The sequence below is a fragment of the Actinomadura fibrosa genome (assembly GCF_900659615.1).
Taxonomy (GTDB): Bacteria; Actinomycetota; Actinomycetes; order Streptosporangiales; family Streptosporangiaceae; genus Spirillospora; species Spirillospora fibrosa.
Genome location: NZ_CAACUY010000141.1, coordinates 1 through 23266 on the forward strand (window position 1 = coordinate 1; position 23266 = coordinate 23266).

The 23266-nt window shown below is 74.2% G+C and carries 23 protein-coding genes and 1 pseudogene; 10 read left to right on the plus strand and 14 right to left on the minus strand.

Annotated features, from left to right (window positions below):
• The 6 genes from E1300_RS32840 to E1300_RS32865 form a co-directional block, all read left to right on the plus strand.
• Window positions 1–391: (2Fe-2S)-binding protein (locus tag E1300_RS32840; RefSeq protein WP_131760997.1), on the plus strand; the 391-nt coding region annotated here is incomplete at its 5' end.
• Window positions 388–1320 carry a dihydrodipicolinate synthase family protein gene (locus E1300_RS32845; protein WP_131760998.1) on the plus strand — a complete coding sequence of 311 codons (933 nt, stop codon included), beginning with the start codon at window positions 388–390 and terminating at the stop codon, window positions 1318–1320. The genes E1300_RS32840 and E1300_RS32845, both read left to right, overlap by 4 nt.
• On the plus strand, window positions 1320–2321 hold the full coding sequence (locus E1300_RS32850; protein ID WP_131760999.1) for a proline racemase family protein: 1002 nt from the start codon (window positions 1320–1322) through the stop codon (window positions 2319–2321). The genes E1300_RS32845 and E1300_RS32850 overlap by 1 nt, the downstream gene beginning before the upstream one ends.
• Window positions 2322–2424: 103 nt before the next feature.
• Window positions 2425–3879, plus strand: a complete 1455-nt coding sequence (locus tag E1300_RS32855) for an aldehyde dehydrogenase (NADP(+)) (RefSeq protein WP_131761000.1) — start codon at window positions 2425–2427, stop codon at window positions 3877–3879.
• Window positions 3880–3982: 103 nt separating this feature from the next.
• Window positions 3983–4348, plus strand: coding sequence for a thioredoxin (gene trxA / locus E1300_RS32860; protein ID WP_131761001.1), 366 nt, complete (start codon window positions 3983–3985; stop codon window positions 4346–4348).
• A 200-nt stretch (window positions 4349–4548) separates the two neighbouring features.
• Window positions 4549–6054, plus strand: a complete 1506-nt coding sequence (locus E1300_RS32865) for a serine/threonine-protein kinase (protein WP_131761002.1) — start codon at window positions 4549–4551, stop codon at window positions 6052–6054.
• 27 nt (window positions 6055–6081) lie between these two features.
• On the opposite strand, the gene E1300_RS32870 is transcribed toward E1300_RS32865, so the two are convergent.
• The 3 genes from E1300_RS32870 to E1300_RS32880 all read right to left on the minus strand — a co-directional run bounded on the left by E1300_RS32870 (window position 6082) and on the right by E1300_RS32880 (window position 9483).
• Complete coding sequence (locus E1300_RS32870; protein WP_131761003.1) at window positions 6082–7464, minus strand: NADP-dependent succinic semialdehyde dehydrogenase; 1383 nt, start codon at window positions 7462–7464, stop codon at window positions 6082–6084.
• Between the two features lie 123 nt (window positions 7465–7587).
• Complete coding sequence (locus tag E1300_RS32875; RefSeq protein WP_131761004.1) at window positions 7588–8610, minus strand: lactonase family protein; 1023 nt, start codon at window positions 8608–8610, stop codon at window positions 7588–7590.
• 57 nt (window positions 8611–8667) lie between these two features.
• On the minus strand, window positions 8668–9483 hold the full coding sequence (locus E1300_RS32880; protein WP_131761005.1) for an acyl-CoA thioesterase: 816 nt from the start codon (window positions 9481–9483) through the stop codon (window positions 8668–8670).
• Window positions 9484–9653: 170 nt separating this feature from the next.
• Here E1300_RS32880 and pgi point away from each other — a divergent pair, with 170 nt between their 5' ends.
• On the plus strand, window positions 9654–11285 hold the full coding sequence (gene pgi / locus E1300_RS32885) for a glucose-6-phosphate isomerase (protein WP_131761006.1): 1632 nt from the start codon (window positions 9654–9656) through the stop codon (window positions 11283–11285).
• 171 nt (window positions 11286–11456) lie between these two features.
• Here the strand turns inward: pgi and E1300_RS32890 are convergent, their stop codons facing one another.
• From E1300_RS32890 to E1300_RS32925, 8 genes are all read right to left on the minus strand, one after another.
• Window positions 11457–11870 carry a hypothetical protein gene (locus tag E1300_RS32890; protein ID WP_131761007.1) on the minus strand — a complete coding sequence of 138 codons (414 nt, stop codon included), beginning with the start codon at window positions 11868–11870 and terminating at the stop codon, window positions 11457–11459.
• Between the two features lie 145 nt (window positions 11871–12015).
• Window positions 12016–12825: a poly(ethylene terephthalate) hydrolase family protein gene (locus E1300_RS32895; protein ID WP_131761008.1), complete on the minus strand. Its 810-nt coding sequence runs from the start codon at window positions 12823–12825 to the stop codon at window positions 12016–12018.
• A 138-nt stretch (window positions 12826–12963) separates the two neighbouring features.
• A complete protein-coding gene (locus E1300_RS32900; protein WP_131761009.1) occupies window positions 12964–13221 on the minus strand; it encodes an EF-hand domain-containing protein in 258 nt (85 codons plus the stop codon).
• 182 nt (window positions 13222–13403) lie between these two features.
• On the minus strand, window positions 13404–14135 hold the full coding sequence (locus E1300_RS32905; RefSeq protein ID WP_131761010.1) for a sugar isomerase domain-containing protein: 732 nt from the start codon (window positions 14133–14135) through the stop codon (window positions 13404–13406).
• Window positions 14128–14565, minus strand: a complete 438-nt coding sequence (locus E1300_RS32910) for a PTS sugar transporter subunit IIA (RefSeq protein ID WP_131761011.1) — start codon at window positions 14563–14565, stop codon at window positions 14128–14130. The genes E1300_RS32905 and E1300_RS32910 overlap by 8 nt, the downstream gene beginning before the upstream one ends.
• The gene (locus E1300_RS32915; RefSeq protein WP_165503101.1) at window positions 14565–14864 is read right to left on the minus strand and encodes a PTS sugar transporter subunit IIB; all 300 of its coding nucleotides are present in this window, start codon (window positions 14862–14864) and stop codon (window positions 14565–14567) included. Before E1300_RS32915 ends, E1300_RS32910 begins: the two co-directional genes overlap by 1 nt.
• 28 nt (window positions 14865–14892) lie before the next feature.
• Window positions 14893–16344 (minus strand): PTS ascorbate transporter subunit IIC, encoded by a 1452-nt coding sequence (ulaA, locus tag E1300_RS32920; RefSeq protein WP_131761012.1) that lies wholly within the window; start codon window positions 16342–16344, stop codon window positions 14893–14895.
• 98 nt (window positions 16345–16442) lie between these two features.
• Complete coding sequence (locus E1300_RS32925) at window positions 16443–17174, minus strand: GntR family transcriptional regulator (protein ID WP_242619539.1); 732 nt, start codon at window positions 17172–17174, stop codon at window positions 16443–16445.
• Window positions 17175–17348: 174 nt separating this feature from the next.
• Between E1300_RS32925 and E1300_RS32930 the strand changes: the two genes are divergently transcribed.
• Complete coding sequence (locus E1300_RS32930) at window positions 17349–18686, plus strand: hypothetical protein (RefSeq protein ID WP_131761013.1); 1338 nt, start codon at window positions 17349–17351, stop codon at window positions 18684–18686.
• A gap of 37 nt (window positions 18687–18723) precedes the next feature.
• On the opposite strand, the gene E1300_RS32935 is transcribed toward E1300_RS32930, so the two are convergent.
• Window positions 18724–19872: an SPOR domain-containing protein gene (locus tag E1300_RS32935; protein ID WP_131761014.1), complete on the minus strand. Its 1149-nt coding sequence runs from the start codon at window positions 19870–19872 to the stop codon at window positions 18724–18726.
• 20 nt (window positions 19873–19892) lie between these two features.
• On the minus strand, window positions 19893–20837 hold the full coding sequence (locus E1300_RS32940) for an AraC family transcriptional regulator (RefSeq protein ID WP_131761015.1): 945 nt from the start codon (window positions 20835–20837) through the stop codon (window positions 19893–19895).
• An 81-nt stretch (window positions 20838–20918) separates the two neighbouring features.
• Between E1300_RS32940 and E1300_RS32945 the strand changes: the two genes are divergently transcribed.
• Both E1300_RS32945 and E1300_RS32950 read left to right on the plus strand, forming a co-directional pair.
• The gene (locus E1300_RS32945; protein ID WP_131761016.1) at window positions 20919–21764 is read left to right on the plus strand and encodes an NAD(P)H-binding protein; all 846 of its coding nucleotides are present in this window, start codon (window positions 20919–20921) and stop codon (window positions 21762–21764) included.
• 57 nt (window positions 21765–21821) lie between these two features.
• Entirely contained in the window at window positions 21822–22325 is a 504-nt protein-coding gene (locus E1300_RS32950; RefSeq protein ID WP_131761017.1) for an anthrone oxygenase family protein, read from the plus strand.
• Between the two features lie 95 nt (window positions 22326–22420).
• Here the strand turns inward: E1300_RS32950 and E1300_RS32955 are convergent.
• Window positions 22421–23266: pseudogene (locus E1300_RS32955) on the minus strand (High-affinity nickel-transporter); the annotation flags it as partial.

Genomic DNA, 23266 nt, shown 5'->3' on the forward strand with positions numbered 1-23266 from the left:
CGTGCTGCGCCGCCGCCGCGACCGGGCCCGCGCGTTCGCCGCCCGGCTCGCCGCCGCGCATCCCGTCGGCGCGGGATGGCCCGGCTGGCTGCGTCCCGAGACCGTCGTGTGCCGCTGCGAGGAGACCACCTTCGGCGCCCTGCGCCGCGCCGCGGATGAGGAGGCGGGCGGCTCCGCCCGCGCCGTCAAGCTCGGCACCCGCGCCGGGATGGGCCCGTGCCAGGCCCGGATCTGCGGCCCGGCGGTCGCCGAACTGCTGTCCGGCCGGATCGGCTCCGGCCGGATCGGCGGGGCGAACCCCCATCACCGGCCCCTCGCCCAGCCCGTCCGGCTCGGCGAGCTCGCGAACCCCCCGGTCACCGACCCCGACGAGAAAGAGAGCGCCAGATGAGCAGTGGAGACAGGCCCGCGAGCCTCGGCGGCGTCATCGTGGCCACGGCGCTGCCCTACCGCGAGGACGCCGCCGCGCCCGCCGGGCTCGCCGTCGACTACGACCGGTACGCCGAGCACTGCCGCTGGCTGGTCGACAGCGGCTGCCGCGGCGTCGGCCCCAACGGCTCCCTCGGCGAGTACTCGTCGCTGACCGACGAGGAGCGCCGCCGCGTCGCGCGGACCGCCGTCGAGACGGTCGGCGCCGACGGCGTCGTGGTCGTGGGCGTGCACGGGCCCGGCTCCCACCAGGCCAGGCACTGGGCGGAGCTCGCCGCCGAGGACGGCGCGGACGGGGTGCTGTGCCTGCCCCCGACCATGTACCGGGCGAACCGCGGCGAGGTCGTCGCCCACTTCGAGGCCGTCGCGTCCGTCGGCCTGCCGGTCATGGTCTACAACAACCCGATCGACACGAAGGTGGACCTCACCCCGGACCTGCTCGCCGAGATCGCGCAGATCGACAACGTCGTCGCGGTGAAGGAGTTCTCCGGCGACGTCCGCCGCGTCCTGGAGATCAAGGAGAAGGCGCCGGGGCTGGAGGTCGTCGCGGGCGCCGACGACGTCACCCTCGAAGCGCTGCTGATGGGCGCGACCGGCTGGTTCGCGGGGTTCCCGAACGTCTTCCCCGCCGAGTCCGCGCTGCTGTACGAGCTGGCGACGGCCGGACGGCTGGCGGAGGCGCGGGCGCTGTACGAGCCGCTCGTCGCCGCGTTCCGCTGGGACTCGCGCACCGAGTTCGTTCAGGCCATCAAGCTCGGCATGGACCAGGTCGGCCGGTACGGCGGCCCGTGCCGCCCGCCGCGCGGGCCGCTCACAGAGGAGCACCGCGCCGCCGTCACCGCCGACATGGCCCGCGCGGTCGACGCGCTGAAGCAGCGGCGGGCGGCCTGATGCGCGCGGCCCGGGCGATCAGCGCGGTCGACTCCCACACCGAGGGGATGCCGACCCGCGTGGTCACCGGCGGCGTCGCGCCGATCCCGGGCGCGACCATGGCGGAGCGGCGCCGGTACGCCGTCGAGCACCTCGACGGGCTGCGCCGGTTCCTCGTGGACGAGCCGCGCGGCCACGCGGCGATGAGCGGCGCCGTCCTCCAGCCGTCCACCCGGCCGGACGCGGACTGGGGCGTCGTCTACATCGAGGTCAGCGGCTTCCTGCCGATGTGCGGGCACGGCACGATCGGGGTCGCCACCGTGCTCGTGGAGACCGGCATGGTGGAGGTGACCGAGCCGGAGACGGTCGTCCGGCTGGACACTCCGGCCGGGCTCGTCGAGGCCCGCGTCGCCGTCCGCGACGGCGTCGCGGAGCAGGTCACGCTGCGCAACGTCGCCTCGTTCGCGCTGCGCCGGGACGCGGTGGTGGACGTGCCGGGCCTCGGCGAGGTCCGCTACGACATGGCCTACGGCGGCAACTTCTACGCCATCACCGAGCTGGAGCGGCTCGGCCTGCCGTTCGACCGGGCCCGCAAGGACGAGATCCTCGCCGCCGGGCTGGCGATCATGGACGCGGTCAACGCGGCGGACCGCCCCGTCCACCCCGGGGACCCGCTGATCGGCGGCTGCAAGCACGTCCAGTTCCTCGCGCCCGGCTCGGACGCGAAGCACTCGCGCAACGCGATGGCGATCCATCCGGGCTGGTTCGACCGCTCGCCGTGCGGCACCGGCACGTCCGCGCGGATGGCGCAGCTCCACGACCGCGGCGAGCTGCCCCTGGACACGGAGTTCGTCAACGAGTCCTTCATCGGCACCCGCTTCACCGGGCGACTCGTCGGCACCGCGACCGTGGGCGGGCTTCCCGCCGTGATCCCGGAGTTCTCCGGACGGGCCTGGATCACCGGCACGGCGACCTACCTGCTCGACCCCGCCGACCCCTTCCCCGAGGGCTTCGTCCTCTAGGAGCGGGCTAGGAGCGGGCAGGGCCCGGCTCGATCGTCCAGACGTTCTACGCGGTTCGGTACACGGTGGAGAATCGTGACCGGGCCGACGAAGGGAGCACCTCATGACATCGGATCAGGCCGCGCCCGCGACCGCGTCCACCTCCGCGACCGTTCCTGCGACCGTTTCCGAGGCGGTCGGCGCCGCGGTGTCCGCCGCGGACGGCTGGGCCGCGGCGCCGCCGGAGACCCGCGCCGCGGGCCTGACCGCGGTCGCGGACGCGCTGGAGGCGGCCCGCGCCGAGCTGGTCGCGCTCGCCGGCGAGGAGAGCCACCTGGGGGAGACCCGGCTGAACGGCGAGCTGACCCGCACGACGTTCCAGCTGAGGCTGTTCGCCGAGCAGGTCCGCGAGGGCGCCTTCTACGACGCGCGGATCGACCGGCCCGACCCGCAGTGGCCGACGGGCCCCCGCCCGGACCTGCGCCGCTACCGCACCGCCGTGGGGCCGGTGCTGGTCTTCGCGGCGAGCAACTTCCCGTTCGCGTTCAGCGTGGCGGGCGGCGACACCGCCGCAGCCTGGGCGGCGGGCTGCCCCGTCGTGGTCAAGGCGCATCCGGGCCACCCGCGGCTGTCCCGCCGGACGGCCGAGGTGATCCTGTCCGCCGGCCTCCCCGACGGCGTGTTCGGCCTCGTCGAAGGCGAGGCGGAGGGCGTGGAGGCGCTGCGGCACCCCGGGATCGCCGCCGCCGCGTTCACCGGCTCGGAGAAGGGCGGCCTGGCCCTCGCGAAGATCGCGGCGGAGCGTCCCACGCCGATCCCGTTCTACGGCGAGCTGGGCAGCGTCAACCCGGCCGTGGTCACCCCGGGCGCGGCCCGGGCCCGCGCGGAGGAGGTCGCCAAGGGCTACGCGGCGTCCCTGACGCTCGGCGCCGGGCAGTTCTGCACCAACCCCGGCCTGCTGTTCGCGCCCGCCGGGCTGCTCGACGGCCTCGCCGGGCACGTCGGCGCGGCCGCCACCGCGCCGATGCTCAACGACCGCATCGAGTCGGGCTACCTCGCGGTCGCCGGCGTTCTCGGCGGCCGCCCCGGCGTCCGGCGGCTCGTGTGGCCGGACGACGAGGCGACGGCCGCCCCGCGCCTGCTCGCGATGGACCTGGACGCCTTCCGCGCCGACCGCGAGATCGCCGGGCAGGAGTGCTTCGGCCCGCTCGGGCTCGTCGTGGTCTACGAGGACCTCGCCGACGTGGCGGCCGTCCTCGCGGACCTGCCGGGCCAGCTCACGGCCTCGCTGCACGCCGAGCCGGACGAGGCCGCCGACCTCGCCGCGCTCGCCGCCGTGCTCGCGGACCGCAGCGGCCGCGTGCTGTGGAACCAGTGGCCGACCGGCGTGTCCGTCACCTACGCGATGCAGCACGGCGGCCCGTTCCCGGCGACGACCACCCCCGCCACCACCTCGGTCGGCACGGCGTCGATCGAGCGGTTCCTGCGTCCCGTGGCCTTTCAGGGCTGGCCGCAGGAGCTGCTCCCGCCTCCGCTGCGCGACGACAACCCCTGGAAGGTCCCCCAGAGCATCCACTGAGGCCGCATGACGGGCGGCGTGCCGGGGACGGTACCCGGTGCGGGGAATCGCGGCCCCGGCCGCGGTGTTGGGACGTCGTAAGGACTGTAGAGAGGAGACGGTGATGGCGACCAAGGCCCTGACCCGGGAGACCTTCGACGAGACCGTCGGCGGCGGCGACTTCGTCCTGATCGACTTCTGGGCGTCCTGGTGCGGGCCGTGCCGCGCGTTCGCCCCGGTGTACGAGCGGGTGTCGGAGAAGCACCCCGACATCACGTTCACCAAGGTCGACACCGAGGCCGAGCAGGACCTCGCGGCGGCGTTCGAGATCACCTCGATCCCCACGCTGATGATCGTCCGCGACAAGGTCGTGCTGTACTCGCAGCCCGGCGCCCTCCCCGAGGACGCCCTGGAGGACCTCATCGCGCAGGCCCGCGCCCTCGACATGGACGAGGTGCGGCGCGAGGCGGCGGCCCACTCGGCCCACTGAGCCCGCCCGGCCGCGGCAGACCGGCCCTCCTCCCCGACGCGGGGAGGAGGGCCGGCGCACGTAACGGCCCGGCCACCGGTTCGATCCTGACCAGGATTGGACGGCCCCTTGGCGATGATGACGTTTCGTGACCTCCGGTGTGCACCATGTGGGGCAGGATTCCGGAGGAGGGTGGAGCGAGGGAGCCGAGGAGGCGACGCATGGCTGGGGGCGACGGCCCGCTCGACCCGCTGGAGGCGCGGGACCCGCGGACGGTCGGCCCGTACGCGCTGCTCGGCCGCCTCGGCTCGGGCTCGATGGGCCGGGTCTACCTCGGCCGCTCGGCCGCCGGGCGGCTGGTCGCGGTGAAGACGATCCGGGCCGAGCTCGTCCGGGAGGGCGACTTCCGCGCCCGGTTCGGCCACGAGGTCGCGGCGGCGCGGCGGGTCAGCGGCGTCTACACCGCCTCCGTCGTCGCGGCCGAGCCCGACGCCGAGGTGCCGTGGCTCGCGACCGCCTACGTCCCGGCGCCGTCGCTGGAGCGGCTGGTGGGCGCGGCCGGGGCGCTGCCCGTCCCGGCGGTGCGGTGGCTCGCGGCGGGCTGCGCCGAGGCGCTGGAGTCGATCCACGCGGCGGGGCTCGTGCACCGCGACCTCAAGCCGTCCAACGTGCTCGTCTCGCTGGACGGGCCGCGCGTCATCGACTTCGGGCTGGCGCACGCCCGCGAGCGCGCCCGCATGACCCTCAGCCGCGTCGCGGTCGGCACGCCCGCGTACATGGCGCCCGAGCAGGCGCAGAGCTCGCGAGGCGTGACCGCCGCGAGCGACGTCTACGCGCTGGGCGCCGTGCTGCTGTTCGCCGCGACCGGGCACGGCCCGTACTCCGGCGAAGGCGTCATGGAGCTGATGGCGCAGCTCGCCACGCGCAGCCCGAACTTCACGGGCCTGCCGCCCGAACTGGACGACCTCGTCCACGGCTGCATGGAGCGGGACGCCGGCGCCCGGCCGACGCCCGGTGAGATCCTGGCGTCGGTGTCCCGGTACCTCGATCTCGATCCGAGCGGCTCCTACCTGCCCGAGGCCGCGGTCGCGCTGGTCAAGGACTACGGCGAAGGGCCGCGGATCCCCGTCCCGGAGGCCGTCCCGTCCGTGCCCGACGAGGAGGCGCCCGGCGGACGCTCCGCGAACGGGCGGTCCTCTGTGAACGGGCGCGAGGGGACGCACGGCCGCTCGTCCGGTTCGTCGATCCGGGCGTTCCTGCGCGAGCCCCGCAACGGGCTGATGTCGGTCCTCGGCATCGGCCTCGTCGGCGTGGGCGCCCTGCTCAGCCGGTCGTTCTGGCCGGACGCGGGCCCGCCGCCGGCCTCGGTGACCGAGACGCCGCCGCCCCGCGGCCCCCGCGGCGAACCGCCCCCGCCGATCGGCGGGGACGACGCGCGCCCGACCGGCAACCCGACGATCATGGTGAACCAGCCCGAGGGGGACGGGGAGACGATCTTCGTCGTGCACGGGACGGGCTGGGTCCCGGGCGAGCGGCTCACGGTCCGGCTCGACGGCGCCGCCGCGCGGCCGGGCCCGCTCGCCGACCGCAAGGGCACCTTCAACTACGCGGTCAACCAGGACCGCGCGTTCGTGCCGGGGCCGCTGCCGCTCGGGAAGCACACCTTCTACGCGTCCGCCAAGAGCAGGCCCAGCCCGGCCAAGGCCACCTTCCGCGTCGTCCCGTAGCCCCTGACCGTCCGCTCAGCCCTGCGCTCAGCCCTCGCCTGCCCAGACGGTCTTCACGTTGCAGAACTCGTGGATGCCGTAGTCGGACAGCTCGCGCCCGTACCCGGACCGCTTGACCCCGCCGAACGGGATCTCCGGGAACGAGGTCGTCATCCCGTTGATGAAGACGGCCCCGGCGTCCAGCTCGCGGACGAACCGCTCGCGCTCCTCCGGGTCCCGGGTCCAGGCGTTGGAGCCGAGGCCGAACCCCGTCCCGTTCGCCAGCTCGATCGCCTCGGAGATCCCGCGGACGCGGAACAGCGACGCGACCGGCCCGAACACCTCCTCGTGGTACATGCGCATCTCGTCCGTCACGCCGGACAGGACGGTCGGCGGGTAGTACCAGCCGGGCCCGTCCGGACGCTCGCCGCCGCACAGGACCGTGGCGCCCTTCTCCACCGCGTCGGCGACGAGCTCCTCGACGTCCTCGCGGCCCTGCTCGGTGGCGAGGGGGCCGATGTCGGTGGCCTCGTCCATCGGGTCGCCGACCTTCTGCGCCCGCATGGCCTCCACGAACCGCCGCTCGAACTCGTCCGCGACGCGCTCGTCCACGATGAAGCGCTTGGCGGAGATGCAGCTCTGCCCGTTGTTCAGGCACCGCGACGCGGCCGCGGTCTCCGCCGCCTTCGCGACGTCCGCCGAGGGCATCACGACGAACGGGTCGCTGCCGCCGAGCTCCAGCACCGTCGGCTTGATCTCGTCCCCGGCGATCGCGGCGACGGACCGTCCGGCGGGCTCGCTGCCGGTGAGGGTCGCGGCCTTCACGCGGGGGTCGCGCAGCACGTCCTCGACCTTGGACGAGCCGATGAGCAGGGTCTGGAACGCGCCCTCGGGGAACCCGGCGCGCAGGAACAGGTCCTCCAGGAACAGCGCCGTCTGCGGGACGTTCGAGGAGTGCTTGAGCAGCCCGACGTTGCCCGCCATCAGCCCGGGCGCCGCGAACCTGATCACTTGCCAGAGCGGGAAGTTCCACGGCATGACCGCCAGCACCGGCCCGAGCGGCTCGTAGCGGACGTAGGCGGCCGACGCGCCGACGGCCCCGGCGTCGGCGGGCCGGTCGGCCATGAACCCCTCGGCGTGCTCGGCGTAGTACCGGCACGCCTTGGCGCACTTGCGGACCTCGGCCTTCGCGGCCGTCAGCGTCTTGCCCATCTCCGTCGTCAGCAGCGCGCCGATCTGGTCCGCCTCGGCGTCCAGGATGTCCGCGGCGGCGTTCATCCAGCCCGCCCGCTCCGCGAAGCCGGTGCGGCGGTAGGAGGCGAAGGCCGCCGCCGCGCGCCCGACGCGCCGGTCGACCTCCTCGTCGCTCAGCGCGTCGAAGGTCTTCTCGACCTCGCCGGTCGCGGGGTTGGTCGTGGCGATCGTCGTCATCTCCGGAAGCTCCCTCGGTGCCCGTGCTCAGCGGCCCGTTCCCGGCCGCCCGTTCGGTCACTTCCGGACCTGCCCGTGGTCATGGGCAGGAAACACCCGCCGGACCCGTTCCCGGGCGGGTCCTCAGGCGGGGACGACGCAGACCGGCGAGGGCACCTCCAGCGGTGTCCCGACCGGCGCCGGGACGCCGTCCGCGCCGATCCGGAAGGTCGCGACCGCGCCGCTCCGCTCGTTGGCCACGTGCATCCACGGGCCGTCCACGTGCAGGTCGCGGGGCCAGTGCCCGCCGGAGGGGACGTCCGCGACCGGGGCCAGCCCCGCGCCGCCGTCCAGCACCCGGTGCGCCGTCACCACGTCCGCGCCGCGGGTGGAGGTGTAGGCGAAGCGGGCGCCCTCGCCCAGCTTGATCGCACCGCACAGCGCCTCGCCACCCGCGGGTTCCGCGGTCGCGGGGGACTCCGCCACCTGCTCCAGCGCGCCGTGGTCGTCCTTCGGCCGCAGCACGATCACCGTGCCGGCCAGCTCGGTCAGCACGTACACGTGCCCGCTCGGGTGGACGGCGAGGTGCCGCGGCCCGCACCCGGCCGGAAGCGGCGTCTCCCCGGCGAGGCGCAGGGCTCCGTCCTCACCGATCCGGAACGAGCGCACGAGGTCGGCTCCGAGGTCGGTCGAGAGGACGAACCCGCCGGGCGCGTGGGCGGTGGCGTGCGCGTGCGGACCCTCCTGACGGTCGATGCGGGGACCGCTGCCATGGCCATCGGCCACGGCCGGCTCACCCTCGAAACCGCCGTCCGCTCCCAGCCGCACGGCCCGTACCGTCCCCGACCCGTAGTCGGCGACCAGGAGGTGCCCGCCGTCCGGCGTGACGGACACGTGGCACGGCAGCGAGCCCGCGTTCCGCCGCCCGATCTCGCGGAGCCGCCCGTCCACCGCCGCGTAGGCGAGGACGGCGCCCCGCTCCTCCTCCCGGACCGCGTAGACGACGTCCGTCACCGGATGGGTCGCGAGGTAGGACGGCGACACCGCCTCGGCCGCGAGCCCGAGGGCCTCCAGCGCGCCGTCGGACCGCCGCCGCACCCGGTAGACGCCCTCGCCGGCGCCGGCGTCCCCGGTGTAGGTGCCGACCCAGAAGACCCGCTCGCTCACCCCGTGCTCCCCTCCGCCGCGCTCCGGCCGCCCGGGACGGACGAACCGGGCCCGAGCCTAACGGCCATGATCGGAAGCGGGCCGGAGCAGGGTCTCCTGCGCCACGGACGCCACGAGCGTCCCCTCCCCGGTGTGGAACGTGCCGCGCGCGAAGCCCCGGGCGCCGTGGTTGACGACCGGGTCCACCGAGTACAGCAGCCACCGGTCGGCGCGCGGCGGCCGGTGGAACCACACCGCGTGGTCCAGAGTGACGGCCGTGACCAGGTTCCGCGGCGAGCCGGGCGCGCGGGAGCTCGTGACCACCCCCATGTCGGACAGGTAGGTGACCAGGCACGCGTGCAGCGCGGGATCGTCGCCGACCGGCACGGCGGCCCTCACCCAGTACGGATGGGGCAGCGGCAGCCCCTCCCGCGCGGGCTGCCGCACGACCCGGTACTCGAATCCGGCCGGATGCCTCACGAACACGGGATGCGCCGGCTCCGGCAGCTCCTCGGGCAGCGGGACGCCGGTCGGCGGCTCCGCCTGCCAGGCGAACCCGTCCTCCGGGTCCTGGAACGAGGCGATCAGCTCCAGGATCGGCTTGCCGCCCTGGCTCGCGGTGACGTGCCGGGTCGAGAACGACCGGCCGTCCCGCGTCCGCGCCACCTCGAAGTGCAGCGGCTCGTCCGGCGACCCCGGGCGGATGAAGTAGGCGTGCAGCGAGTGCGGCGCCCGCCCCGCCGCGGTCAGGCACGCCGCCCGCAGGCTCTGCCCGGCGACCTGCCCGCCGAACAGGCGCGGCCGCCCGGTCGGCAGCGCCGGGGCCGTGAACGCGTCACCGCCGGCCGCCGCCAGCTCGAACAGGCGGGTGATCTCCCGCGGGGCCTCGCTCATCGTCGGGAACTCCTCCGTCCGGGCGCCGGTGGGCCGACCCTACCGGCCCATATCGGCGCAGCCGGTAGAGGGCCGCCCGGATGGGAACACTCCGGGCTTGGAAGGGCTTGGTACGGTCACGCGCGGTCGATCTATGATCGCCGATGGGGATCCGGAGATGAGAGAAGGCAATGGCTGATATCACCGAGGCGCCCGAGTGGGCGGCGCTGGCCGAGCACCAGCAGGAGCTGGCCGGGCGGCACCTGCGGGACCTGTTCGCCGGCGACCCGGGGCGCGTCGACCGGATGACGGTGACCGCGGGCGACCTCCACCTCGACTACTCCAAGCACCGCGCGACCGCGGAGACCGTGGAGCTGCTCGTCGCGCTCGCGGAGCGGGCCGGGCTGCGCGAGCGGATCGCCGCGATGTTCGGGGGCGAGCACATCAACGTCAGCGAGGACCGCGCCGTCCTGCACACCGCGCTGCGGCTGCCGCCCGGCGAGGCCCTCACCGTGGACGGCCAGGACGTCGCGGCCGACGTCCACGCCGTCCTCGACAAGATGGCCGACTTCGCCGCGCGGGTCCGCTCGGGGGAGTGGACGGGCCACACCGGCAAGCGCATCACGACCGTCGTCAACATCGGCATCGGCGGCTCCGACCTCGGGCCCGCGATGGCCTACGAGGCCCTCCGCGACTACGCGGACGCCGGGATCGCCTGCCGCTTCGTCTCCAACATCGACCCGGCCGACATCGTCGGGACGCTCGCGGACCTCGACCCCGAGGCGACGCTGTTCGTCGTCGCCTCCAAGACGTTCGGGACGCTGGAGACCCTCACCAACGCCAAGGCCGCGCGGGCGTGGCTGGTCGAGCGGCTCGGCGACGAGAAGGCCGTGTCGCGCCACTTCGTCGCCGTGTCCACCAACGCCGAGCGCGTCGCCGACTTCGGCATCGACACCGACAACATGTTCGGCTTCTGGGACTGGGTGGGCGGCCGCTACTCCTTCGACGGCGCGATCGGCCTGCCCCTCATGATCGCGATCGGCGGCGAGCGGTTCCGTGAGATGCTGGCCGGCTTCCGCGAGATCGACGAGCACTTCCGGACGGCGCCGTTCGCCGCGAACATGCCCGTCCTGATGGGGCTGCTCGGCGTCTGGTACACCGACTTCTTCGGCGCCCAGACGCACGCCGTCCTGCCCTACAGCCAGCGGCTCTCGCGCTTCCCCGCCTACCTTCAGCAGCTCACGATGGAGTCCAACGGCAAGTCGGTGCGGGCCGACGGCGCCCCCGTCGTGGCGCAGACCGGCGAGATCTTCTGGGGCGAGCCGGGCACCAACGGCCAGCACGCCTTCTACCAGCTGCTGCACCAGGGCACCCGGCTGGTCCCCGCCGACTTCATCGGCTTCGCCGAGCCGTTCGAGGACCGCGACGGCATGCACGACCTGCTGACCGCGAACCTCCTCGCGCAGACGTCCGCGCTGGCGTTCGGCAAGACCGCCGAGGAGATCGCCGCCGAGGGGACGCCCGCGGGGATCGTCCCGCACAAGGTCATGCCCGGCAACCGCCCGACCAGCACGATCCTCGCGCCGAAGCTCACCCCGAAGACGCTCGGCGAGCTGGTCGCGCTGTACGAGCACATCACGTTCGTCGAGGGGACGATCTGGGGGATCGACTCCTTCGACCAGTGGGGCGTGGAGCTCGGCAAGGTCATGGCCATGGACCTCGCCCCCGCGCTCACCTCGGAGCAGCCGCCGTCCGAGGCCCCGGACGCCTCCACCGCGGCGCTCGTCCGCAAGTACCGCGCCCTGCGGGGCCGCGCCGTCTGAGCGGGCTCCGTCCGGTCCGCGACCCACGCCGCTGACTCGGGACGCACCGAGTGCCGCCCTCCGCCGTGTGCGGAGGGCGGCGCTTCTCCCGGCCGTCGATCCAGCGTTCCGGGCCCGTCGAGCAGTGCGACCCGGCAGCCGCGAATCCCGATGGAGTGGTTCCCGCTGGCGTCACATCTTCCAGTTCGGTTTGATGTTCGTCACTTTCACCGCCGCCCCGTGCCGGTAAAGGATGTAGTCCTTCGTCTTTCCTGGGAGAGTGAAGTCCCGGTGCCGGGTGAGCGCTCCGGTCTTGGTGATGACCCGAATGCTCTTGCGCTGCTTGCAGTGGTTGTTGAAGTAGATCTTCGTGCTGAAGGTGCCGTTCTTCCAACTGAGGTTGACCACGTCCCGGCTGTTGCGCTTGCACTTGAAGCTCCTGCGCGCGAGGATGTGCACGTCGCCCGAGGTGTCGCCCGCCGCGACCGCGCGCTGGACGGCCGCGGCCGGTGCCTGCGGGGCGGCCTGCGCGGGCGCCGCAGCACCGATACCGGCCGTCGTGGACACGGCGACCGCGACGAGTGCCGCCTTCACGGAACCGTTCATGGAAATCCCCTTCCACGAGATGGATGGGGATGATGACAACAGATCCGCGGTCCTGCCGACAGGAGCCTTGAGCCTAATCGGCATTGGCCCCCAGGCACTATGGCCGCTCGCGGGCAGGCGGTCGAGAATTGCCGTGGGGGTGTGCTCAGCCTCCGGCGAGCGGATTGCGCAGGAACCGGGAGAACGCCGGGTCGGCGCAGTAGCCGCAGCCCGGCCCGAAGAACATGGCGCGGGCCTCCCGGTCGTCCGCCAGGAACGCCCGCATCCAGGCCGTCACCGGCCCGCGGAACCCCTGCCCGTCGAGGAGCGCGCTGATGTGCCCCGCGCCCGCCACCTCCGCGTACACGGCGGGGACCTGGTCCGCTTCGTCGTACATCGCCTTCACCTCGGCGGGCGCGACGAGATGGTCGTTCTGCCCGGCGAGGAACAGGGCCGGCTGCCGCAGCGACGCCGTGTCGGCGCCGGCCGGCTCGATCGGCGCGAGCGCCGTCACCCGCGGATCGGCGGCGGCGCGGACGGTCCCGGCGCCGCCCTGCGAGTGCCCGGTCGCGCCGACGTGCGCGAGGTCGACCCGCCCGTGGAACGGGCTCGCCGGGTCGGCGTCCCGCGCCGCGAGCAGGTCGAGGCCGGCGCGCATCTCCTTCCCCGACCCGGACATGGGCGTGTTCGCGGCGGCCACGATGAAGCCGTGGCTCGCGAGGTGCCGCAGCAGCCCGAGGTAGACGGCCGGGATCGCGAACGTCCCGTTGCCCCACAGGATCACCGGATGCCGGGCCTGCCCGAGGTCCTTCGGGTAGAAGAGCGTGTGCTCGGCGAGCACCTCGAAGGCGACCTCGTCGGGACCGGGCGCCGACCAGTCCGTCGCGGCCGGGGCGGTGGCGAGGGCCGGCGACGTCCACGCCAGCAGCACCGCGGAGCAGACGAGCGCGAGCCAGCGCGCGGGCCGCAGCGACATGGGGGGTTCACCGTGCCTTCCGTGCCGTCCCGGAGTGCCCGGAACATAACCCCGTCCACGGGCGGCGGCAAGAGACACTTCGGTGCGCGGAAAGGCGAAGGCCGCCCCCGCACGGGGACGGCCTGACCGGTTCGCCGCTCAGCTCTGGGGCGCGGGCAGCGGGCCCTCCGCCCACCCGTTCGCCTCCAGCACGGCGCGGAACTCGCCGTAGGAGATGAAGCCGTCGCGGTTGGTGTCCGCCCGCTCGAACCTGTCCTGCGTCTCGGCGCGCGTCCAGGCGAGGCCCAGGCTCTCCAGGACGAGGGTGAACTCCATCAGGTCGAGCTTCTCGTCGCCGCCGAGGTCCGCCCGCGTGAACACGGCAAGAAGATCGTCCTCGGTCGGTCGCGTCGTCATCTCACTCCTAGCTTTGGTCCGATGTGCCCGCATCATGCCACAGTGCGCAGGCGCGTCTGCCCGAGAAACGCCGCCGGCCGAACCCCGCTTCCCGCATGTTCACCACAACGGCACAAGAGCACCCACACCATTAACCGACGCCGCCCCCGCCGTTACCGTTCCACCCGATTTGCGAGCGTTGCCTACAACTCCGGAATTCGGTGGCGGTAGCGGGCCAGAAGGGCGGCGTTGTGTTCGTCGCCGCCGGGGACGTTCGCGCTCGTCCAGCGCGGGAGGTCCACGCCGCGCGCGGTCGCGAGGTCGTCGAGGTCGGCGAGGACGCGCGACCACGTGTAGGCGGCGAGGATCGTGGACGCCGCGGCGGTGCGGGGCGCTTCGGGCGGGTGCAGGGCGTCGCCTGGCGGGACGCACGTGTCCAGGACGATCGCGGCGTGGTCGGCGAGGGTCGTCTCCGTCCGGGCGGCGGCGCCGTGGGACGCGCGGGCCGAGGTCACCGCGATGACGGGGACGCCGCGGGCGGCGCACTCCTCGGCGATCTCGACCGGGTACGGGTTGCGCCCGCTGGTGGAGAAGACCACGGCCACGTCGGGCGGGGCGGGCGCCGCCGCGGCGGCGACGGCGCGGCCTACCCCGGCCTGGCGTTCGACGCGGGTGCTGCGCACGGCGCCGTCGAGGGGGAGCACGCCGGGGTCCCAGACCGGGCGGACGGCGGCGAGGCCGCCGGCCCGGTAGAACGTCTCGCACACCATGGCGAGGGAGTGGCCGGCGCCGGCGACGTGCACGATCCCGTCGGCCTCGACGGCGTCCAGCAGGAGCGCGGCGGCCTCGCGGATCGCCGCGCCGGACGCCGCGTCGACGTCGTCGAGCAGGGCCCGCACCCGGCCGGGGAGGCCCTGCCGGGCGGCGTCAGGCATCGGGCACGGCCTCCTTCAGGACGCGTTCCAGGGCGTCCCGGCCGGGGGCGGCGCGCAGCCGGTCGGTGAGGCCGCCGGACAGGGCGCGCGCGAGCCCGGCGAGGGTGCCGACGTGCGCGTCGGCGTCGGGCGTGCAGAACGCGAGGAGGAGGTCCACCGGGTCGTTGTCGGGGTGGCCGAACTCGACCGGCGCGGCGAGCCGGGTCGCGCCGACGCCCACGGCCAGGCCGCCCTCCTCCGGGCGGGCGTGGACGAGCGCGAGCCCCTTCGTCAGGACGATGTACGGGCCGTTCTCCTCGACCACGCGGACGCACGCGCCGGGGTAGCCCTCGCCCGCGGCGCCCGCGGCGACCAGCGCGGCGGCCGCCGCCCGGACGGCGTCCTCCCAGGTCCCGGCGGTGACGCCGTCGGACGCGGTGACGACGGCCATCAGAGCCAGCCCTGCTCGGTCAGCCGCTCCCGGAGCTGCGCCTCCAAGCCTTCTTTGTCAAGGAAGTCGCTGATCGTGATGACGACGGGCGCGAGGTCGGCGATCTCCGCGGTGTGCATGCCCTGGCCGATCACCACGTCGGGCGTCATGCCGCGCGCCGTGGACACGTCGGTGTTCTCGACCCGGGCGTCCACGCCGAGCGAGCGCAGCGCGTCCTCGGCCGTCATCCTCAGCATCAGGCTGGAGCCCATGCCGACGCCGCACACCGCGAGGATCTCCAGTTGCCGGTCCAGTGCCATAGCGGTTGTCTCCTTGAATGAGTGAAGGTCAGGCGTTCGTGGCGGCGGTCTGCCCGGCGGGGGCCTCCCCGTCGCCGCCGTCCGCGTCCTCGTCCAGGGCCCGGCGCTTCTCGGCGCGGCCGAGGACGAGCAGCGTGGCGACCGTGGCCGCGAGCGCGACGGCGGGCACCAGCCACACCGAGTTCTCGCCGACCACGGGGTCCACGGCCTTCAGCAGCCAGGCGATCGCGTACCAGTCCGGGTCGGCGAGCGTCGCCAGCTCGGGCGCGGTCCGCTCGAACAGGCCCCACGTGACGGCCTGCCCCACGGCGAGGACGAGGCCGCTGACGACGCCGCCGAGGACCGCGCCGCGCCAGCCCGCGACCACGTTGCCGAACACCCCGCACGCGCCGCCGACGAAGAACAGCATGATCATGGGCGGGGCGAGCGTGAACCAGCCGGCGCCCGCGGACACCGCGAGGGCCGCGAGGAACACGCACGTGGACGACACGAACCCGACCATGACGGCGGTCGGCGCGAACGGGAAGACGGTCGGGACGTCCAGCGCGGGCCGGGTGCCCGGGATGACGCGGTCGCTGAAGCCCTTGAACGCCGGGACGATCTCGCCGAGGAACATGCGCACGCCGAACAGCAGGATCGCGATGCCGCCCGCGAACCGCAGGCCGACCAGCAGCGCCCACACCCACGGGGACAGCTTGTCGTCCATCTCGGCGGCGGCCTTCGTCACCACGCCGTGGTCGGCGAAGGCGACCGCGACGAGCATGATGACCGAGATGATCAGGGCGGTGCTGACGTTGACGTCCTTGAAGAACGACAGCTGGCGGGGCAGCTTCAGCTTCTCGGTGTCGTGCTTCTCGCGGCTGCCGAGCGGCCGGGCCGCGTAGCCGGTGAGGAGGCAGGACAGCGAGCTGGTGTGCGCGAACCCGAACCGGTCGTCCGGGACGACGCGGCGCATCAGCGGCCGCATCCACAGCGGCTGGACGGTCCAGTACGCGGCGACGAACCCGGCGCCGCAGAGCACGAGCGTGAGCTGGTCCGCGCCGGGGGCGACCGTCACCAGCGAGGCGACCGTGACCGTGCTGATCCAGAACATCAGGTGCCCGGTCAGGTAGAGGTACCGGGCCGCCGGGAAGATCCGCACGATCAGCACGTGCAGCAGGAACGCGACGGTGATGACCAGCGCGATCGTGCCGCCCTGGTCGGTGAGGAAGTCCGCGAGGGTCCTCTCCGCCTTCGGCGGGCTGGTCCCCATCGCGCTGGCCAGCACCGTCTGGAAGCTGCTGAGCCCGCCGGTGAACACCTCGACGCCGATGAACAGGATCACGACGCCGATGGTCGCGCGCAGCGCCCCTGCGAGGGTGTCCTCGAACCGCTTGCGCTGGAGCAGCAGCCCGGCGAGCGTGATCAGGCCGATGAGGATGGGCACCTGGCCGAACACGTTGTCGGCCAGGAAGGTGAGGATGTCCTTGATGACGTCCACGGTGCAGTCGCCTCACTTCTCGGGGGTCTCGGTCGTGCGCTGGCGCCCCCGTCAGCGCGGATGGACGGTCGGGCCCGGGCCGTGCGCCCGGGGGCGGGTCAGTGGGACGGCGGTCTCAGGTCGAGTTCCAGGCGGTAGCGGTCGCCCCGGTAGAGCGACCGGACGTACTCCAGCGGCCGGCCGTCCCGGTCCCGGGTGATCCGCTCGAACAGGAACGCCGGCATGTGCACCGGGACGCCGAGTTCGGCGGCCTCCTCGGCGGTCGTGACGGTCGGCTCGATCGTCTCGGTGCCGGAGGCGATCTCGACGCCGCCGCGGCGCAGCAGGTCGTAGAACGACGCGCCCTCCAGGTCCTGCCTGCGCAGGCCGGGCAGCAGCGCCCGCGGCAGGTAGAGCGTCTCGATCGCCATCGGCGCGCCGTCCGCCAGCCGGAGCCGCCGAATGGTCAATACCTCTTCGATCGGCGACAGGGCGAGCCGCCGGCCGATCCGCGCGCCCGCGGGTCCGGCGCGGAACGACAGTACCCGGCCGCCCGGCTTCATCCCGCGCCGGATCATGTCCTCGGTGAACGACGTCATGGTCAGCGAGACCGCGATCCGGGGTTCGGCCACGTAGGTGCCGCTCCCGTGCCGTCGGTCGAGGAGGCCCTCGGCGACGAGCCCGTCGATGGCCTGGCGCAGCGTGGGCCGGGAGACGCCGAGCTCCTCGGCGAGCCGGCGCTCGGACGGCAGCGCGTCGCCGACGTCCAGGTCCTCCAGCATGGCCAGCAGCTCCCGGCGCACCGCCTGCCGTTTCGTGTGCCCAGACCGTGCCTCACCGGGGGATTGCACGCGCGCCGCCTCCTGACCTGCTGTTCCTGTCCGCGCACACGGTATGTCCCAGTGAGGAGACTGGTCAATACCACTTTGTGGAGTTCTGCCATGGCCGGAGCCTGCCCCGGCGATCTACCGTCGGTCCAAGATCATCGACGGCCGCGCCCCGCGCGCGGCGAGGAAGGCGGCGAGATGAGGAAGTTCGCGCGAGCCGCGCTGGCGCTGGCGTTCCCCCTGGTCCTGCCAGCGGCGCTCTGCGCGCCCCCGGCGCACGCGGGCGCCGACGCGTCCGGCGGACCCGCCTCGTCCGGCTGGCGGCTGGTCGGCGCCGAGTCCTTCAACCGGCGCATCGACGACGCGAGATTCCCCTGGAGGCCGGACGGCGACGGGCCGTCCAGCCCCTACGACGTCGACATGTACGACAACGACGGCGCCTACTTCGACACGGTGGGCGGCCCGGCCTTTCGCACGCAGCTCGCGACGATGAAGACCTACCGCAAGTCCTTCGCGTTCGGGAAGCGCGGCTGGCTCACCGCCGAGCTCGCCGCCCGCGACGCCGACGGCGACGGGACGCCGGACGCGCCGCCCACCCTGACCTCGCACGACGGGGTCGCCGACCTCGACGAGCCCAGCCACCAGGCGGGCGTCGTCATCCGGTCGACGAACGCGCTGCCCGCCGAGTACCGGGTGGAGATGACGCTGCGCGGGCTCGACTTCGGCGGGCAGCGGAACGGCTCGTGGGACTACCCGGACGGCCGGATCAACGGCTACGCGCCGGACGGCTGCAAGACCAACTTCCCGTGGGCGTCCGGCGGCGACTTCTCCCGGCCGGAGTGCCGGTGGGCGGACGTCCGCACCGACTCCAACGGCTTCTACTACATGTCGATCATGGATTACGACCGGGTGGCGCCGCACAACAACGTGTTCATCCACGCGCACCGCAAGGTCGCCATGGACGGCTACAACCGGTACAAGTACACCGGCACGGGCCTGCGGTACTGCAACCCGGCGACGAAGCAGTACGAGCCGTACCAGAGCGGCACCGGCAACGGCGTCAACGCGATCTTCATGACCGACGACCGCCGGTACGCCGCGATGCCCGGCACCGAGTACCTGATGGACAGCGAGTGCGGCCACGCCAAGGGCGGCGCGATCGTCTCGACGGTCGACCTCAGGCCGGAGCTGCTGCCGGACGAGCCGTACACCTTCGCGATCGAGCGGCGGAACGGCGCGTACACGATGGAGATGTCCGGCGACTTCGCGCACGTCGGCCGCGCGACGTTCCGCTACACCCGCGCGTTCGTCCAGGACGGCGAGCCGATCTGGCACTACAACCGGACCCCGGCGGAGTACGACGGCCGCTACAACGCCGACTGGACCTGGACGGGCCCGGGCGGCACCCTCGTCGACCGCGACACCTGGCCCGCCGGGTCCGCCTATCCCGACCACTTCATGATCGGCGACCCGCACATGAACTTCTACGAGGGCAGCGCCCAGGTCGACGACATCCGCCTGTACATCCCCCGCTGACCTCGCCCGCCCGCCCCGGACGTCCCGCCGAGGGACCTCAGCCGTCCGCGAACTCGGCTAGGGCCAGGTGCACGAGGACCCGCAGGTGCCGCGACCGCAGCCCTTCGGCGAGCTCGAGCAGCCGCGGGACCTCCTCGTCCCACGCGGCCGCCTCCAGCGTCCGGTCGAGGACGGCGTCGTCCGCGCCGGTGATCATGGCCAGCGCGAGGTCCAGCGCGGGGCTCGGCCCCTCGACCCGCCGGCGGAACTCCAGCAGCTCGGGCACCCGCGCGGAGATCGCCGGCGGATCCAGGGCGGCCAGTACGACCAGCCATGCCCGGTGCGCCGGCGACGCGTCCGGCCACGGGCCCAGCAGCTCGGGAAGGTGGGCGGCGACCGCTCGGGACGTGCGTGCCTCGTACGACGCCTCCTCGTCGCCGTCGGCGGCCGGTTCGAGCGTCGCGAGATGGGCGAGATGCGCGAGCAGGCGCGACCGCCTGTCCGAGGCGAGCTGCGGAGCGCAGGCGATCTGGACGAGGAACCCGATCGTGGGCGGCGTGGCCTCGTAGCACGTCCCCTGGTGGACGACGACGCCGAAGTACTCCCGCATCGCGTCGTCCCAGTCCTCGCCGTTCGCCGCGAGGCGGCGCAGCAGGTCCGGCACGTCACCGGCCTGCCCGTACGCGTGGGAGAGGGACGCCCAGTCCACAGAGTCGAGCCCGTCCAGCGGGACGGGACCGCCTCCCGGGCCGCCGGAGACGTCCGTGGAACCCAAGCCGTGGACGATGACCGGGGGCCGCGCGCGCGCCGGCTCCCGCGACAGTACGGCCAGCCTCGACTCCGCGACCTCCTCGACCGTCCGCTCGGCGACGACCTCGCCGCGCACGAGGAGGCGCCGGGCCGTCTCGGCGCCTGCCTGGCCGCACGCGATGGCGGCGCCGAAGCCGTCCGCGAGCGCGGTGACGACCCGTTCCTCCACGGTCATCCACCAGTACTCGTCGTCCGTCGGGTACGGGCCCTCGTCGAGGCTGGAGACCCGCCACCGGATGCCCATGGCCCGGTCGAACGCCTCATTGCCCGAAGCGCTCGACGCGACGCGGACCGCGGTGTGGCCGCGCTCGGCCAGGAGCGCAGCGAGCCGCCGCGCGTCCTCCTCCGCGCCCACCTCGACGGTGTACGCGGTGGCGTGCCGCGGGACGTGGCTCATCGTCGATCGCTCGCGGGTGCCTAGGCGACCGGGACCGGGCCGGTGCGGTACTCCTGCGGGCTGATGCCGCGCTCGCGCTTGAACGCCGTGCTGAGCGCGAACGCGTTGCCGTAGCCGACCCGGCGGGCGACGGCGTCCAGAGTCGCGTCGCTCTCGCGCAGCAGGTCGGCGGCCTGCGCGAGGCGGAGGCCGGTCAGGTAGGCCATGGGCGGCTCGCCGACGAGGCGGCCGAACCGCTGCGCCAGCGCCGCCCGGGACACCCCGACCCGGGCGGCGAGCCCCGCGACGGTCCAGGGGTGCGCCGGGTCGGCGTGCAGGAGCCGGAGCGCCGGGCCGACCACCGGGTCGCCGTGCGCGCGGTACCAGCCGGGCCGCTCGGCCTCGGGGCGCGCGAACCAGGCGCGCAGCGTCGCGATGAGCAGCAGGTCCAGCAGCCGGTCGAGGACGACCTCCTGGCCGGGCTCGTCCCTGCCGATCTCCTCGCCGAGCAGCCCGACCAGCGGCGACCTCCAGGTGTCGCCGCGGACGACCGCGAGCGGGGGCAGCGCGGACAGCAGCCGCCGCGTGACGGCGCCGCGCATCTGGTAGGTGCCGACGAGCATGGCCGAGGGCCCGTCCGGGTCGTCGCCCCAGGCGCGGACGCCGAGGTCCATCGCCTCGGACAGGCTCGTGCCGTCCGGGGTGGTGCAGCGCTGGCCGGGGTGGATCACGATCTGCGGCTTGGTCGAGGGGTCGTCGGCGACCGTGTACGGGTCCGGGCCGCGGCAGATCACCATGTCGCCGGGACGGACGCGCACCGGCTCCCCGCCGTCCGGGACGATCCACGCCTCGTCCCGGACCATCGCGACCAGGGTCAGCGGCGCCTCGTCCTGGATGCGCATGGACCAGGGCGGGGTGAGCGTGGCGCGCAGCAGGAACGCTCCGCGGGCCCGCGGCCCGTCGAGCAGGTCGGTGAGGGCGTCCATGCGACGAGCGTAGACGCTCGGACATGCGGGCGAGCTTCTCAACCATGGTGGCCCAAGTTAGGCGGCTGTTGACTAAAGGGCATGACGAACACGGAGAACACCAGGCAGAGCGGCCTCGTCCTCGTCCTCGGCGGCACCGGCAAGACCGGCCGCCGGGTGGTCGAGCGGCTCGAGGAGCTCGACGTCCCGGTGCGGATGGGGTCGAGGTCGGCGGACCCGGCGTTCGACTGGGACGACGAGGCCACCTGGGCGCCGGTCCTTGAGGGCGCCGAGTCGGTCTACCTCGTCTACTACCCGGACCTGGCCGTCCCCGCCGCACCGGCCGCGATCCGCTCGTTCACCGCGGCGGCCGTGAAGGCTGGGGTGCGGCGCGTGGTCCTGCTCTCGGGGCGCGGCGAGGACGAGGCGCGGGCGTGCGAGCGGATCGTCCAGGACTCGGGCCTGGAGTGGACGATCGTGCGGGCGAGCTGGTTCGCGCAGAACTTCAGCGAGGACTACCTGCTGGAGCCCGTCCGGGCGGGCGAGGTCGCGCTGCCCGCGGGCGACGTGCCCGAGCCCTTCGTGGACGCCGACGACATCGCCGACGTGGCCGTCGCGGCGCTCACCCGGGACGGGCACGCCGGCGAGGTCTACGAGGTCACCGGGCCGCGGGCGCTGACGTTCGCGGAGGCCGTCGCGGAGATCGGCCGCGCGGCCGGGCGGGATGTCGCGTTCGTCCCGGTCGCCGCTGCCGACTACGCGGACGCCCTGCGCGGGCACGGGCTGCCGGACGACGTCGTCGGCCTGCTGACGTACCTGTTCACCACCGTCCTGGACGGGCGGAACTCCCGCACCGCCGACGGCGTCGAGCGCGCGCTGGGACGCGCGCCGAAGGACTTCGCCGACTACGCGCGCGACACCGCCGCCAGCGGCATCTGGAACGCCTGAACCGCCACCGGCCGGGGCGCCCTGCCCCCGGCCCCGGGAACCGATGGGAAACCGATCATGAAATTCTCGCTGGCCGCCGCGTCCGCGGCCCTGTCGATCCTCATGGCCGCCGGCATGGCCGGGACGTTCTTCGCCTTCAGTGCCGGCGTCATGCCGGGGCTGAACGCGGCGCGGCCCGGCGCGGCGATCGCCGCGATGCAGGGGATCAACCAGAAGATCCAGAACCCGGTGTTCGTGGGGGCCTTCATCCTGCTGCCCGTCGTCGCGATCGCCGCCGGCGTCCTGCTGCTCACCCTCGGCGAGCGGTCGGCGGCCGTCCTCTTCTTCGCCGCGGCCGCCGCCTACTTCGCCGGCGCGCTGCTGCCGAGCTTCGCCGTGAACATCCCGATGAACGACGACCTGGACGCCGTGAGGATCCCGTCCGACCTGGCCGAGGCCGCGCGGATCTGGTCGGACTACTCCGGGCGCTGGACGGCCTGGAACACCGTCCGCGGCGTGTTCAGCGCGGCGAGCCTGCTGCTGATGGCGGCCGGCGTCCACCTCTGGGGCCGGAACGGCTGACCGCCGTGGCCACGCCGGGACGCCTGCGGCGCGGCGCGTGCCCCGAGGGGGCGCGGGCCGCGCCGGCGTGCGGGCCGTCCACGACCGGGGCCTCCTCAGATGACGAGGGGCGCGAGGCTGCGGGCGGCGAGCCCCAGGCCGAGCAGCACCACCAGGGACGCCGTGCCCGCCGGGAGCAGCCGCGGCGCCGCGAGCGCCCGCAGCGACGGCAGCCGCCGCGCGAGCAGGCTCCCCGTCCGCGTGACCAGCACCCCGATCGACACGAGCGTGAGCGCGAGGCCGGCGCCGTAGGCGAGGACCAGCAGTACCCCGAACCACGCGTGGCCGAGCGCGTTCGCGCCGAGCAGCACCACGATCGCGGACGGGCTCGGCAGCATGCCCCCGGCGAACCCCATGAGCAGCATGCTCCGCAGCCGCGCCCGCCGGTCACGAGCATCGGACCCGTCCGCCAAGCCGTGCCCGTGGCCATGCCCGTGCCCGTGCCCGTGGCCGTGGCCGTGGCCGTGGGCGGGGGTGCGGGTCATCGCGCGTCTGAGCAGGGTGACGCCCGCGGCGGTGACGAGGAGGCCGCCGGCGGCGCCGAGCCAGGGGAACAGCTCGGGCGCCGCGACCGCCGTGCCGCCGGCGACGAGGAGCCCGAGGGCGAGGACGCCCGCGGTGTGCGTGACGGTCACGGTGATCCCGAGGCCGAGCACCTCGCGGCGCGAGCGGCGGCCCTGGCCGACCGCCTGCGCCGCCATGATGGTCTTGCCGTGGCCGGGGGCCAGGGCGTGCGCCGCGCCGAGCACCATGGCGATGAGCACGGCGGTCAGCGCGAAGCCCGGCGTCAGGTGGTGGCGTGCGACGAGCCCGGTGAACGCCCGCGTCAGCCGGTCGGCGCCGCGCGGTAGCACGGTGCCGGCGTCGCCGCCGGACGCGGGCGCGGCGAGCGGCGCGCCGCC